The following is an 11,952-nucleotide window of genomic DNA, read 5'->3' on the forward strand; positions in this document are numbered from 1 at the left end:
ATCGGTGCCGTAGCGAGTCGACATGCCGGCTCGCCTCCCAAAAAGTCGTCGGGGCCCACCAGCCGGGAGGATGCCATGACGCAAACAGTGCATTCCGATCTCGAAGCATTACGGTCCACCATGGACGGGCCGGTGTACGGCCCAGCGGATACCGGGTACGACCGGGCCCGCGCCATCTGGAACGGCGACATCGACCGGCACCCCGCCGTGATCGCCCAGTGCCTGTCGCCGCGTGACGTGGCCGCGGCGTTGGCCTTCGGCCGGGACCGGGGGTTGGAGATATCCGTTCGCGGCGGCGGCCACTCCTACAGTGGGACCGCGGTCGGCGAAGGCGGCCTGATGATCAACCTGAGCGCCCTCAAGGGCGTCGTGGTGAATCCGGAAGCCGAGCGCGCCCGGGTCGGCGGCGGAGCGACGATGGCGGACATGGACGCCGCGACCCAGAAGTACGGGTTGGCGGTGACCGGCGGGGTGATCAGCGATACCGGCGTCGGCGGCCTCACCCTCGGCGGCGGCATGGGCTGGCTGACCCGCATGGCGGGGCTGGCCATCGACAACCTCGTCTCGGCCCAGGTGGTGCTCGCCGACGGCCAAGTGGTACGGGCCTCGGAGACCGAGAACGCGGAATTGTTCTGGGCATTGCGCGGCGGGGGCGGAAACTTCGGAGTGGTCACCGAATTCGAGTACCGCCTGCATCACGTCGGGCCGGAAATCCACCTCGGCTTGCTCTTCTGGGACATGCCGGACGGCACCGACGCACTCCGCCTGATCCGTGAGTTCATCCCCACTCTGCCGCGCCGGTCGGGAGCGTTGATCGCGCTGGCGATGTCGGCGCCGCCCGCGCCTTTCGTCCCGGAGCGATACCACGGCCACGCGGGCCATGCCCTGATCGTCGCCGGTTTCGGCACGGCCGAGGAGCACGCCGCCGCGGTGGCGCCGATCCGGAACGCACTGCCGCCGCTGTTCGAATTCCGCACCCCGATGCCGTATGCCGGATTGCAGCGGATGCTCGACGCGGCGGCGCCGTGGGGCCTGTACGGCTACGAGAAGGCGCTCGACCTCGACGATTTCTCCAACGACGTCATCGCGGTGCTGATCGCGAACGCGGCCAGGAAAACCGCGCCGCTGTCGTTCATGCCGATCTTCCCGCTCAGCGGCACGTTCAGCACTGTCGGTGAGGACGACACGGCATTCGGCGGCACGCGCCATTCGCATTACGAGTGCAACATCACCGCGATCACTCCCGACACCGAGACGCTCGCCCTGGACCGGGAATGGGTCCGCACGACGTGGGACGCGCTGCGTCCATTGGCTTCCAACCATGGCGGGTATGTCAATTTCATGGCCGACCCGGACCATACCCGGGTTCGTGAATCGTACGGACGCACGAAATACGCGAAGCTGGCGCACATCAAAGCCGACTACGACCCGGGCAACGTCTTCCACCGCAACGCCAACATAGCCCCCGGCTGACCTCCGAGTTCACTCGTCCGAGTGTCCCTCGGCCGCATCGGGGCGCAGGCCGTGCAGAACGATCCGCACGAACCTGCGCCAATCACCGCTGCCGCTGCCGATGGTGGCGGACAACGCGCCGACGATCATGTAGACGTCCGCCACCGTGCAGTCGTCGCGCAATGTTCCGGCGGCCCGGTCCCGCTCGACGAGCTCGCCGATCACGTCCTCGAGCCTGCCGCGGGATTCGCCCCTCGGCTCGCTGCCCGCCGACTGCCGCGCCGTCTCGATCGCCGCCGACAAGCCCCGGTCGGCCGCCAGCACCTCACCGACATGAAGCAGGTAGCGTGCGAGCCCCTCGCCGGGCTCGGCGCGCAGGCATTCGGTGCGGGCGAACTCCTCGATCTCGGCGAAGCGCTGCTCGGCCGCGGCCTCGATGAGGTCGGCATGGGTGGGGAAATGGCGGTAGACGGTTCCGACGCCGACTCCGGCGGCGCGCGCGATCTCGGTCAGTGGCACGGCACTGCCGTGCTCGGCGAACAGCGTGCGCGCCACGGACACGATGCGGGCGCGGTTGAGCGTGGCGTCGGCGCGCTGCTTGCGGGCCGATGGTGGCCTTGACACTGACGATCCCTCCGGGTTTACGCTTCAAACGGAATCGGATTCCGGTTCCGTTTCATCGCGTCGAAGGGTAGCACTTCATGTCCCACAATCGTTTCCGCCTTCTGATCGCCGGCGAGGCACGGCCCGGCCGAGTGCCGCTGCCGCCCGCGTTCGCGGTGAAGGCCACCACCGCCGACACCGAGGGCAGGTTCTCCCTGCTGGAAGTGACCCTCGCGCGCGACATCCCCCGGCACACGCACCACATCGCGGACGAATGCGTCTACGTGCTCGAAGGCACGCTCGACGTCGAGTTCGACGACCGAACCCTTTCCGCGACGGAAGGCATGTTCGTGTTGCTGCCACACGGCGTGCCGCATGCCCTGCGCTGCGGATCGCAGCCGCCGCCCCGAGTGCTACAGATCTCCTCACCTGGCGGCTGGGAGTGCTATCTGGAGGACCTTTTCGAAGCCGGAGCATCGGTGCTGACCGAGGGCGTGCTGGATCCGGTGAAGATCAATCCCATCGCGGCGGCATATCACATCCACTACGAAGAATCGGCAAGTCCCGTTGCCGGACAGGTGGATTGATTGCCGCACCGCCGACTTGGGCAACCGGCGGAACCCACCGTTCCGCCGGGATCCACCTCATGTGCCCGACTTCACCACCAATAGATAGTTAGCCTATGTAATAATATTTCTTGTGCGGCAAGCTCAGGTGAACGTAGCGGATGACATCGTCGTCGACCTTCTCGTCACCGCGGGCAGGCTCACTCGGCTGGCCGGGGTGATCAGCGGCGACGACCTGCCGCGAGCCATGTTGCGGGCGCTGGCGGTGCTCGACGAACACGGCGCGCTGCGGGTCAGCGAATTCGCCAGGATCGACCGATGTTCACAGCCGGCGGCGACGGCGCTGATCGGCAAGCTGGTCGCGGAAGGCTACGCGACGCGGCGCAAGGACCCGGAGGACTTCCGGGCCGTGATCGTCGAACTCACCCCGGCCGGGCGGACCCGGCTGGCCGAGTTCCGCCGCGCATTCGCCACCGCGATCGGCGAACACCTGCCCGGCTTCGACACCGAGCGACTGGCCCGGCTGGACACCGAACTGCACGACCTGCTGGAGGCCCTGAAAACGGCTACGCGACAGCACGATCCGATCTCGAGGGAACACTGATGAGCACTTTGGCTCCCACCCGCGCCCCGGTCGCGGACAACACCAAGCAACCGAAAGCCGTCTGGGCGGTCGCGTTCGCGAGCGTGATCGCGTTCATGGGCATCGGCCTGGTCGATCCCATTCTCAAACCGATCGGCGAGCAACTGAACGCGTCCCCGTCCCAGGTGTCGCTGCTGTTCACCAGCTACATGCTGGTGACCGGCGTGGCCATGCTGGTCACGGGCGTCGTGTCCAGCCGTTTCGGCGCGAAGAAGACGCTGCTGGCGGGGTTGGCGATCATCATCGTGTTCGCGGCGCTGGCCGGTATGTCGAATACGGTGGCGCAGATCGTCGGTTTCCGCGCGGGCTGGGGCCTGGGCAACGCGCTGTTCATCGCCACGGCGCTGGCCACCATCGTCGGCGCGGCCAGCGGCGGCGTGGCCCGCGCGATCATCCTCTACGAGGCGGCGCTCGGCATCGGCATCGCGACCGGTCCGCTGGTCGGCGGCGTGCTCGGCGGAATCAGCTGGCGCGGCCCGTTCTTCGGCGTGTCGGTGCTGATGGCCGTCGCGCTGGTGAGCATCGTCGTCCTGCTGCCGGAAGGCCCCAAGCCGACGCATCACACCTCGATCGCCGCGCCGTTCCGCGCGTTGCGCTACCGGGGGCTGCTGATCGTGAGCGTCACCGCCCTGCTGTACAACTTCGGCTTCTTCACCCTGCTCGCCTACACCCCGTTCCCGCTGGACATGGGCACCTATGCGATCGGCTTCATCTTCTGCGGCTGGGGTGTGCTGCTGGCGATCGCGTCCGTCTTCCTCGCTCCCCGGTTGCAGCGCCGGTTCGGTTCGCTGCCGATGATGGGACTCTCCCTGGGCCTGTTCGCCGCCGACCTGGCGATGATGGCCGTGTTCGCCGAGCACAAGCCGGTGCTGATCGTCGGCACCGTGCTGGCAGGCCTGTTCCTCGGCGTGAACAACACGCTGATCACCGAGGCCGTGATGATCTCGGCGCCGGTGGAGCGGTCCACCGCCTCGGCGGCCTACAGCTTCGTCCGCTTCGCGGGCGGCGCCGCGGCGCCGTACCTCGCGGGCAAGCTCGGCGAGCACAGCATCTCGCTGCCGTTCTGGGTGGGCGCGGCGTGCACCGCCGCCGCGGTCGTCGTCCTGCTCGCCGGGCGCGCCGCCTTGGCCCACCTCGACGACCACGATCCCGCACCGCACAGCGTCGAGGAAGCCCAGGCCATCACGGTCGGCGACGACTGATCCCCGAGCGCACCGAAGGCAGCCACCAGCGTGGCTGCCTTCGTCGTTCTCGCACCCTGGCGCGGGCCGGTGCGAGGAGTACGGTCAGGAGATATGACCGAAGCGAAGCGGGGGCGCGTCAGCGTCGAGACCAGCCAGAAGCGTGTGCGCGTCTATCTGGGCGGGCACTTGGTGGCCGACAGCGCGCGGCCGGTGCTGGTCTGGGAGAACCCGCACTATCCGACCTACTATCTGCCCGTCACCGACCTGCGCGCCAAGCTCGAACCGAACGGGCAGACCCAGCACTCCACCAGCCGCGGCGACGCGACGGTCTACGACCTCATGGTCGACGGCACGACAGCGGGCGGCGCTGCGCTGCGCTACCACGAGTCGCCGCTGACCGAATTGCGCGAGCTGGTTCGCTTGGAGTGGGGCGCGATGGACGAGTGGTTCGAGGAGGACGAACCGATCTACGTCCACCCGCGCAACCCGTACTCGCGCGTCGACATCCTGGCCAGCTCCCGGCATGTGCGGGTGGAGATCGACGGGGTCACCGTCGCCGACTCGCACGGGCCGCGCATCCTCTTCGAAACGGGTCTGCCCGCGCGGTACTACCTGCCGATGACGGACGTCCGCATGGATCTGCTGTTTCCGTCGGCCACCCACACCAGCTGCCCGTACAAGGGCACCGCCGACTACTGGACCGTCCGCGTCGGCGGCAACGAGTATCCCGACTATGTGTGGGGCTACCGCACGCCGCTTCCGGAGAGCCAGAAGGTCGCCGGGCTGGTCTGCTTCTACAACGAGAAAGTCGACATCTACGTCGACGGCGCACTCCAGGAACGGCCCCGCTCGCCGTTCAGCTGAGTCCGACGACAGCCCGCTGGCTCGTCCGCTCGGCGTCGTTCCCGTCCGCCGCGTCTTGCGGCGTGGGCAGGCCGGATAGTCCTCGCACGTAGCCGACCCCGCGCACACCGCGACCGCGCACGGAGTTTCATCCGCCGGTCTGGCCGATGAACGGGCGGCTGCTGCCTGGTCAGACCGCGACCAGCGGCGGGCTGTCGGCCGCACGGCGATATCGGCCTGGCGCCACACCGTATTCGCGTTTGAAGGCCTTCGCGAAGGCGAACTCCGAGGCGTATCCGACCCGGCGGGCCACCGCACCGAGGCTGCTGTCGGTGTCCCGGAGCAAGCGGGCGGCGGTCAGCATGCGCCAGCGGGTCACATAAGCCAGGGGCGGTTCGCCGACCGTCGCGAGGAAGCGACGCGCGAGGGTCGCGCGGGAGACGCCCGCGATGTCACCGAGGTCGGCGACGGTCCAGGCGCGGGCGGGCTCCTCGTGCACGGCGCGCAGGGCCGCCGCGACCGCGGGATCGGCGAAGGCGCCCGCCCAGCCGGAGGAGCACAGGTCGGACTGCTCGTCGAACCAGGCGCGCAGGATGAACAGCAGCAACGTCTCGAGGATCGCCGGCACGGCCGCGTCACTGCCCGGACGGGGCTCGGCGATCTCCGCGGCCAGCAGGTCCACCGCGCCGCGCAGCGCGGGATGTCGCCCCGGACGCGCGGGCAGATGGATGAACTCGGGCAACTCGTCGAGGATCGGATGGGTGCGGCTGCGGCCGAGTTCGTAAGCGCCGCACAGCAAGGCGGTCCGCACGCCCGGCCCGACGATCTCCCGTGGCTCACCGGGCTGCGCGGTCTCCGTGACCGGGGTGTTCAGACTGTCCACCAAGTCGTGGTCGGCCCCGCGCGGCATGAACAGCACGTCCCCCACGCCGAGTGCGATGGGTTCGCCATCCGGCGGCACCACCCAGCAAGAGCCCTGCAAGACCACGTGGAAACCCGCGCCCGGCACTACCGGATACCGCCGGCCCCACGGAGCGTGCCGGATGAACAGGCCGGAGGTGGGACTGCCGGTGCGGATGGCCGCGATGGCCTCGCTGAGAATGTCCACCCATTCACCGTAGCACTCCGAGTATGAGTGTTTCGGACAAAATATCGAGCGGTCTACGCATTGTCCGGATCATGAGATGCCAATAGCTTTCTATTCATGACATCGACCGAAACCACCGCCACCATCGCCGTCTACGGCGCGACCGGACACACCGGCGGCTACCTGCTCGCCGAACTGCGCCGCCGCGGCGTCGACCCGATCCTGGTGGGCCGCAACGCCGATCGCGTCCGAGCCGCTGCCGATGCCGCGGACCTGCCCGGAGCTGACATCCGGGTAGCCGACCTGTCCGATCACACGGCTCTCGTCACCGCGTTCACCGGAGCGGATGTGGTGATCAGCAGCTTGCCCGCCTATGTCGAGCACGGCGCGGCGGTGCTGGCCGCCGCGATCGACGCGGGAGCGCACTACACCGACATGTCCGGCGAGCAGCTTTTCCTGAAGCGCGTGCTCGACGAGTTCGGACCGCGCGCGGCGGCGGCCGGCGTCACCGTGGTCTCCGGCGTCACCGACAGCAACCTCCCCGGCGATCTGCTGGCACACCTCGTCACGCGCCGGGTGCCCGGGCCCGCCGAGGTGGTGTTGAGCCACCTGAGCAAGAGCGGCGGCAATGGTTCCAAAGGCAGCGCGAAGACGGTGCTCGCCAGTTTGGATTGGTTCCGCGGCGGCGGCTGGCACTACGCCGACGGCGAACTGCGCACCGGCGCGACGGCGCGCCGCGAGAAGATGACCTTCCCCGGTGACACCGAGCCGACCACCGTCGCCAAATTTCCGCAGCCCCCGGTCCTGACCATCCCGCGCCACTCGGACGTCTCCTACGTCGAGGGCGTCCTCGCCACCTCGATCCTCGACACACTCAGCGGGTCCACCGCCGAACTGATCGACACGCTGCCCGACGCGCCCGGCACGGACCTGCGCTACGACCTCGTCGTCGACGCGTTCGGCGCGGACGGGCGGCAGGTCCGCGGCGTGCTCAGCGGCGTCGACTCCTACCGCGATTCGGCGTTGATGGCGGTGGAGTCGGCGGTCCGCTTGGCCGACGGAGCCGCGGCGCCCGGTGCCCTCGCGCCGGCGGAGGCGTTCGACCCCGCCGATTTCCTGGACGCGCTGGCGCCTTTCGGTATCACCTGGCGTATCGAGGGAAGCTGAGCGTCGGCGAAGGATCGGGCATAGTCGAACGATGACCGACAATCGACCGCCGCTCGCCGTCGCACTCGATCTCGCGCCGCATCCCGAAGGCGGCTGGTACCGCCAAACCTGGCGCAGCCCGGTGGAATTCACACCGGAGGGTTATCCGGGCCCGCGCGCCGCCGCCACCGCGATCCATTTCCTGCTGCTGCCGGGCGAGCGGTCCGCCCCGCACACGGTGCGCTCCGACGAGCTGTGGCTCTGGCACCGCGGCGGACCGCTGGCGCTGGAGATCGGCGGCGAGGAGGTGATCCTCGGCCCCGAGCTGGAACACGGTCAAGCGCTCCAAGCCGTGGTGCCGGGCGGGGTCAGCCAGTCGGCGCGGCCGGCGACTGCGGAATACGTGCTGGTCAGCTGCATCGTCGCGCCGGGATTCGACTTCGCGGATTTCCGGCTGGACTGACCGGGCTCAGCGCACCGGCACGGCGGCGAATCGCATGAGTTCGTGCGGATCGTGCGCGCAGAACATCCGCACCCGGTCGCCGTGGTCGGCGTGCAGCGTGCGCAGCCGTTCCAGGTTCTCCACCCGCTCGCGTCCGAGCGTGCTCGCGAACATCTCGAACACGCCGAGGCCGACCGGAGGACGCGCCTTCCCCGCCGACAGCTGCCGGTGGTGGAAATAGGCGTCGCCGCAGTGCAGCAACCATCCGTCGCTCTGCCGGACCGCGACGCCGCTGTGCCCGCGCGTGTGGCCGACCAGCGGGATCAGCATGATGTCCTCGAGCACCGGGACGGCGGTGAAGCCGAACCAGGTGTCCGCGCCGGTCTCGTGGGCCAGCCAGCGGGGGCCGTGTTCCCACTGGCGCGGCTGATACCGCAGCTTCTCCCCGAGGGTGGGGCGCTGGGTCGCCGCGTCGAGTTCGTCGGCGAAGACGTGCACGGTGGCGTCGGGGAAGTCGGACAGCCCGCCCGCGTGATCGAGATCGAGATGGGTGAGCACGATGTGCCGGACGTCCTCGCGCCGATAGCCCAGCCCGCGGATCTGGTGCAGCGCGGTGAGTTCGGGGCGCAACCGGGGACGCAGCAACCGCGAGGTACCGAAACCGAGCCTGCCCCGGTCGAGCACGTCGGCCATGCCGAAGCCCGTGTCCACCAGCACCAGCCCGTCATCGGACTCGACGAGCAGGCAATGGCCGACCAGGCCGCCGGTCAGCAGACCACCGCTGCCGAGCAGCGCTCGTCCGCCGACCGGGCACATGGTCGCGCAGTCCAGATGCCGCACCAGCATCGCGGAAACTCCCTCCTGCGGCGCCGAATCGGACTGATCCGTTTCGGCACGAAGGTCTCTTTTGTTCCCGTCAACGTAGTCGGAGCACGACTCGGCCGCGACAGCGCGGTCACCGCCGCGGTGATCGGCGGGCGAATCGATCGCCGCCCGCCGATCCCGAACAGCCTGATCACTCAGGAATTTCGAGCACGCCCTCGTCCACGGCCCAGGCGATGGTGCGCTCGAGATCCGGACACGAGTCCGGGCGACCCGGCCCGTGACCGGTCGCGCTCAGTGCGGCGAAAACCGGGCAGTGCTCGGCCGGGTTGCCGGTCCACTGCACCGATGTCTGGTGGGTGCTGCTCTTGCGCACCAGCACATGACTCTGGCAGGCCCGGCACCGCAGGGGTGTCAGGCCGTCCTCCAGATACCGCTGCCTGTCGACCACCGTCTGGGCGCGCACTTCGGCTCGCCGAGCGGGCTGATCGGCGAAATCGGGTGCCTTCGCCCAGGTGGCCGCCATCAGACGCTCGCCTCGGCTTCCTCTGACTCGCGCTTGCGCCGCAGGTTCTCGGCGACCTCGGCTTCCCACGCCTCGTTCGCCTTGGTGGTGTCCACCTCGAACTCGAAGCGCTGGGTCATCTTCTCGGTGACGTCGGCCAGGTCGACGTAGAACTGGTCGTACCAGCGACGCAGCTGGTAGACCGGCCCGTCCTCCTCGCACAGCAGCGGGTTCTCGACCTTGGACTTGTGCTTCCAGATCTCGACGTCCTGCAGGAAGCCGACGCTGATGCCCTCGGTCATCTTCTCGGCCAGCTTGGTCGCCATCTCGCCCTCGACGCCCTTGGGCTTCTCCAGCGTGATGCCCCATTGCAGGACGAAGGAGTCCTGCGTGACCGGGTAGTGGCAGTTGATCAGGACGCTTTTGACCTCGTAACCGCTGTAGATGTTGATCAGCGGGTTGATCATGTACGAAGGCCCGAAGTACGAGGCCTCGGACTTCAGCAGCGTGTCACCGCCGTACTTGGAGGCCATGCCGATGTCCGGCCTGCCCTTGGTCTCCAGGAACTGGGTGGCGATGTGCCCCTCGAAGACGTTCTTGAAGTACGTCGGGAAGGCGAAATGGATGTAGAAGAAGTGGGCCATGTCGACCACGTTGTCGATGATCTCGCGGCAGTTGGCGCCCTCGATCAGCATCGAATTCCAGGTCCAGTCGGTCCACCCGCTGTCGAGTTGCTCGCTGGGGTTGCCGTCGGCGTCGGTGTAGGGACCCTTGATGTGCGGGATCGTGACCTCGGGCGGCGGCTGGCTGCCCTCGTGGTCGTGCCAGACGAACAGCTGGCCGTTGCGCTCCAGCGTGGTCCACTTCCTGGTGCGCGCCAGCGGCGGCACCCGCCGCGCGTACGGAATCGCGGTGCACTTGCCGTTGGTCCCCGACCAGCGCCAGTCGTGGAACGGACAGGCGATGTCGTCGCCCTTGACCTCACCCATGCTCAGGTCGCCGCCCATGTGCCTGCAGTAGGCGTCGAGCACCCGCAGTTCACCGCTGCTGTCGGCCCAGACGACGAGCTTGGTGCCGAAAACGTTCACCGCGTGCGGCTTGCCGTCCCGGAACGTCTTGGCCAGACCCAGGCAATGCCATCCCCGCGCATAGCGGGTCGGTGCGGTGCCGACATCCAGATCCCGGACCTTCGCACCGCTCCGCGGCGTTGGATTCGCCGCCTCGCGGGTCCCTGCGGGGTGACGCAGGCTGCCGCCTCCGGGCCCGTCGCTCGGCGGCGGTGGGGTAACTGCCATCGCGATTCCTCCTCCTTCTGTACTAGAACACGTTACAAAACTGGCGTCCTGGACGCCAGCGATTCACCTCACTTCCTGCATGAGCGCATGTCCACGCGAGGGTGAACACCGGTTCTCGACATAAATAGGAACGTGTTCTAGTCTCAGAGACAAATGAGATTCCGGACATCAACCGACCAGGCAGGAGCAGGTCCCGAGATGACGCAAGAAGTGACCGAACGGGTCGAAGCGCTGTTGCCGACGTTGCGTGAACGCGCACAGGAGGCCGAGGACCTGCGGCGCATCCCCGACGAAAGCATGAAGGCGTTGCAGGAGACCGGCTTCTTCCGGTTGCTCCAGCCCAAGCAGTGGGGCGGTCACGCCGCCGATCCGGTGGTCTTCTACGACACCGTGCGCAAGATCGCCGGCGCGTGCGGCTCCACCGGCTGGGTGGCCGGCATTGTCGGCGTGCACAACTGGCACCTCGCGCTGTTCGCGCAGCAGGCGCAGGAGGACGTCTGGGGCGAGGACACCGAAGTGCGGATCTCCTCCTCCTACGCGCCCATGGGCGCGGGCACGGTCGTCGACGGCGGCTACCTCGTCAACGGCGCGTGGGCCTGGTCGTCCGGCTGCGATCACGCCACCTGGGCGGTGCTCGGCGGCCCGGTGATCAAGGACGGCAAGCCGGTGGACTTCGGCAGCTTCCTCATCCCGCGCGACGACTACCGCATCGATGACGTGTGGAACGTGGTCGGCCTGCGCGGCACCGGCTCCAACACCGTCGTGGTGAAGGACGTCTTCGTGCCCTCGCACCGGTTCCTCAGCTTCCGTGCCATGAGCGAACTGAAATCGCCCGGTCTCGAGCAGAATACCGATCCGGTCTACAAGATGCCTTGGGGCACAATCCATCCCACCACCATCTCCACCCCGATCGTGGGCATGGCCTACGGCGCCTACGCGGCGCACGTCGAGCACCAGGGCAAGCGGGTGCGCGCGGCCTACGCGGGCGAGAAGGCCAAGGAGGACCCGTTCGCCAAAGTGCGCATCGCGGAGGCGGCCAGCGACATCGACGCCGCGTGGCGGCAGCTGTCGGGCAACGTCGCCGACGAGTACGCACTGCTGGCGGCGGGCAAGGAGATCCCGTTCGACCTGCGCGTGCGGGCGCGGCGCGACCAGGTGCGCGCCACCGGCCGCTCGATCGCCGCGATCGACAAGCTGTTCGAGAGCTCCGGCGCCACCGCGCTGGCCAACGGCACACCGCTGCAACGCTTCTGGCGTGACGCGCACGCGGGCCGGGTGCACGCGGCCAACGATCCCGAGCGCGCCTACCTGATGTACGGCACGCACGAGTTCGGCCTGCCCGTCACCGACGGCATGGTCTAGGA

Annotated in this window: 13 protein-coding genes; 8 read left to right on the forward strand and 5 right to left on the reverse strand. The window is 68.4% G+C overall.

Translation table 11 applies throughout. From position 1 onward, the window contains the following. Positions 1-75 precede the first annotated feature (75 nt). Positions 76-1,473 carry an FAD-binding oxidoreductase gene (locus ACWEH3_RS08390; RefSeq protein WP_450019858.1) on the forward strand — a complete coding sequence of 466 codons (1,398 nt, stop codon included), beginning with the start codon at positions 76-78 and terminating at the stop codon, positions 1,471-1,473. A 9-nt stretch (positions 1,474-1,482) separates the two neighbouring features. On the opposite strand, the gene ACWEH3_RS08395 is transcribed toward ACWEH3_RS08390, so the two are convergent. Continuing rightward, positions 1,483-2,076, reverse strand: a complete 594-nt coding sequence (locus ACWEH3_RS08395) for a TetR/AcrR family transcriptional regulator (protein ID WP_450019856.1) — start codon at positions 2,074-2,076, stop codon at positions 1,483-1,485. A 77-nt stretch (positions 2,077-2,153) separates the two neighbouring features. Between ACWEH3_RS08395 and ACWEH3_RS08400 the strand changes: the two genes are divergently transcribed. The 4 genes from ACWEH3_RS08400 (at position 2,154) to ACWEH3_RS08415 (ending at position 5,312) form a co-directional block, all read left to right on the forward strand. Further along, entirely contained in the window at positions 2,154-2,642 is a 489-nt protein-coding gene (locus ACWEH3_RS08400) for a cupin domain-containing protein (protein ID WP_450019854.1), read from the forward strand. 112 nt (positions 2,643-2,754) lie between these two features. Then, positions 2,755-3,225, forward strand: a complete 471-nt coding sequence (locus ACWEH3_RS08405) for a MarR family winged helix-turn-helix transcriptional regulator (RefSeq protein WP_379250351.1) — start codon at positions 2,755-2,757, stop codon at positions 3,223-3,225. Then, positions 3,225-4,466: an MFS transporter gene (locus ACWEH3_RS08410; RefSeq protein WP_450019852.1), complete on the forward strand. Its 1,242-nt coding sequence runs from the start codon at positions 3,225-3,227 to the stop codon at positions 4,464-4,466. Before ACWEH3_RS08405 ends, ACWEH3_RS08410 begins: the two co-directional genes overlap by 1 nt. Before the next feature lie 93 nt (positions 4,467-4,559). Next, positions 4,560-5,312 carry a DUF427 domain-containing protein gene (locus tag ACWEH3_RS08415; protein WP_450019850.1) on the forward strand — a complete coding sequence of 251 codons (753 nt, stop codon included), beginning with the start codon at positions 4,560-4,562 and terminating at the stop codon, positions 5,310-5,312. Positions 5,313-5,481: 169 nt separating this feature from the next. Here the strand turns inward: ACWEH3_RS08415 and ACWEH3_RS08420 are convergent, their stop codons facing one another. Beyond that, positions 5,482-6,399 carry an AraC family transcriptional regulator gene (locus ACWEH3_RS08420; RefSeq protein WP_450019848.1) on the reverse strand — a complete coding sequence of 306 codons (918 nt, stop codon included), beginning with the start codon at positions 6,397-6,399 and terminating at the stop codon, positions 5,482-5,484. A gap of 96 nt (positions 6,400-6,495) precedes the next feature. Between ACWEH3_RS08420 and ACWEH3_RS08425 the strand changes: the two genes are divergently transcribed. Together ACWEH3_RS08425 and ACWEH3_RS08430 are read left to right on the forward strand one after the other, a co-directional pair. Further along, positions 6,496-7,545: a saccharopine dehydrogenase NADP-binding domain-containing protein gene (locus tag ACWEH3_RS08425; RefSeq protein ID WP_450019846.1), complete on the forward strand. Its 1,050-nt coding sequence runs from the start codon at positions 6,496-6,498 to the stop codon at positions 7,543-7,545. A 31-nt stretch (positions 7,546-7,576) separates the two neighbouring features. Beyond that, on the forward strand, positions 7,577-7,987 hold the full coding sequence (locus tag ACWEH3_RS08430; protein WP_450019844.1) for a cupin domain-containing protein: 411 nt from the start codon (positions 7,577-7,579) through the stop codon (positions 7,985-7,987). 6 nt (positions 7,988-7,993) lie between these two features. On the opposite strand, the gene ACWEH3_RS08435 is transcribed toward ACWEH3_RS08430, so the two are convergent. The 3 genes from ACWEH3_RS08435 to ACWEH3_RS08445 all read right to left on the reverse strand — a co-directional run bounded on the left by ACWEH3_RS08435 (position 7,994) and on the right by ACWEH3_RS08445 (position 10,588). Beyond that, entirely contained in the window at positions 7,994-8,812 is an 819-nt protein-coding gene (locus ACWEH3_RS08435; RefSeq protein WP_450019842.1) for an MBL fold metallo-hydrolase, read from the reverse strand. A gap of 169 nt (positions 8,813-8,981) precedes the next feature. Beyond that, positions 8,982-9,314 (reverse strand): hypothetical protein, encoded by a 333-nt coding sequence (locus ACWEH3_RS08440; RefSeq protein WP_450019840.1) that lies wholly within the window; start codon positions 9,312-9,314, stop codon positions 8,982-8,984. Then, the gene (locus ACWEH3_RS08445) at positions 9,314-10,588 is read right to left on the reverse strand and encodes a Rieske 2Fe-2S domain-containing protein (RefSeq protein WP_450019838.1); all 1,275 of its coding nucleotides are present in this window, start codon (positions 10,586-10,588) and stop codon (positions 9,314-9,316) included. The genes ACWEH3_RS08440 and ACWEH3_RS08445 overlap by 1 nt, the downstream gene beginning before the upstream one ends. A 198-nt stretch (positions 10,589-10,786) precedes the next feature. Between ACWEH3_RS08445 and hsaA the strand changes: the two genes are divergently transcribed. Beyond that, entirely contained in the window at positions 10,787-11,950 is a 1,164-nt protein-coding gene (gene hsaA / locus ACWEH3_RS08450; RefSeq protein ID WP_355076804.1) for a 3-hydroxy-9,10-secoandrosta-1,3,5(10)-triene-9,17-dione monooxygenase oxygenase subunit, read from the forward strand. Positions 11,951-11,952: the final 2 nt, after the last annotated feature.

This window comes from Nocardia sp. NPDC004718 (assembly GCF_053601535.1).

Bases quoted from the DNA above. Each gene is read 5' to 3' on its own strand.
- ACWEH3_RS08390 (WP_450019858.1), top strand. From the start codon at position 76: ATGACGCAAACAGTGCATTCCGATCTCGAAGCATTACGGTCCACCATG.
- ACWEH3_RS08400 (WP_450019854.1), top strand. From the start codon at position 2,154: ATGTCCCACAATCGTTTCCGCCTTCTGATCGCCGGCGAGGCACGGCCC.
- ACWEH3_RS08410 (WP_450019852.1), top strand. From the start codon at position 3,225: ATGAGCACTTTGGCTCCCACCCGCGCCCCGGTCGCGGACAACACCAAG.
- ACWEH3_RS08415 (WP_450019850.1), top strand. From the start codon at position 4,560: ATGACCGAAGCGAAGCGGGGGCGCGTCAGCGTCGAGACCAGCCAGAAG.
- ACWEH3_RS08425 (WP_450019846.1), top strand. From the start codon at position 6,496: ATGACATCGACCGAAACCACCGCCACCATCGCCGTCTACGGCGCGACC.
- ACWEH3_RS08430 (WP_450019844.1), top strand. From the start codon at position 7,577: ATGACCGACAATCGACCGCCGCTCGCCGTCGCACTCGATCTCGCGCCG.
- ACWEH3_RS08435 (WP_450019842.1), bottom strand. From the start codon at position 8,812: ATGCTGGTGCGGCATCTGGACTGCGCGACCATGTGCCCGGTCGGCGGA.
- ACWEH3_RS08440 (WP_450019840.1), bottom strand. From the start codon at position 9,314: ATGGCGGCCACCTGGGCGAAGGCACCCGATTTCGCCGATCAGCCCGCT.
- ACWEH3_RS08445 (WP_450019838.1), bottom strand. From the start codon at position 10,588: ATGGCAGTTACCCCACCGCCGCCGAGCGACGGGCCCGGAGGCGGCAGC.
- hsaA (WP_355076804.1), top strand. From the start codon at position 10,787: ATGACGCAAGAAGTGACCGAACGGGTCGAAGCGCTGTTGCCGACGTTG.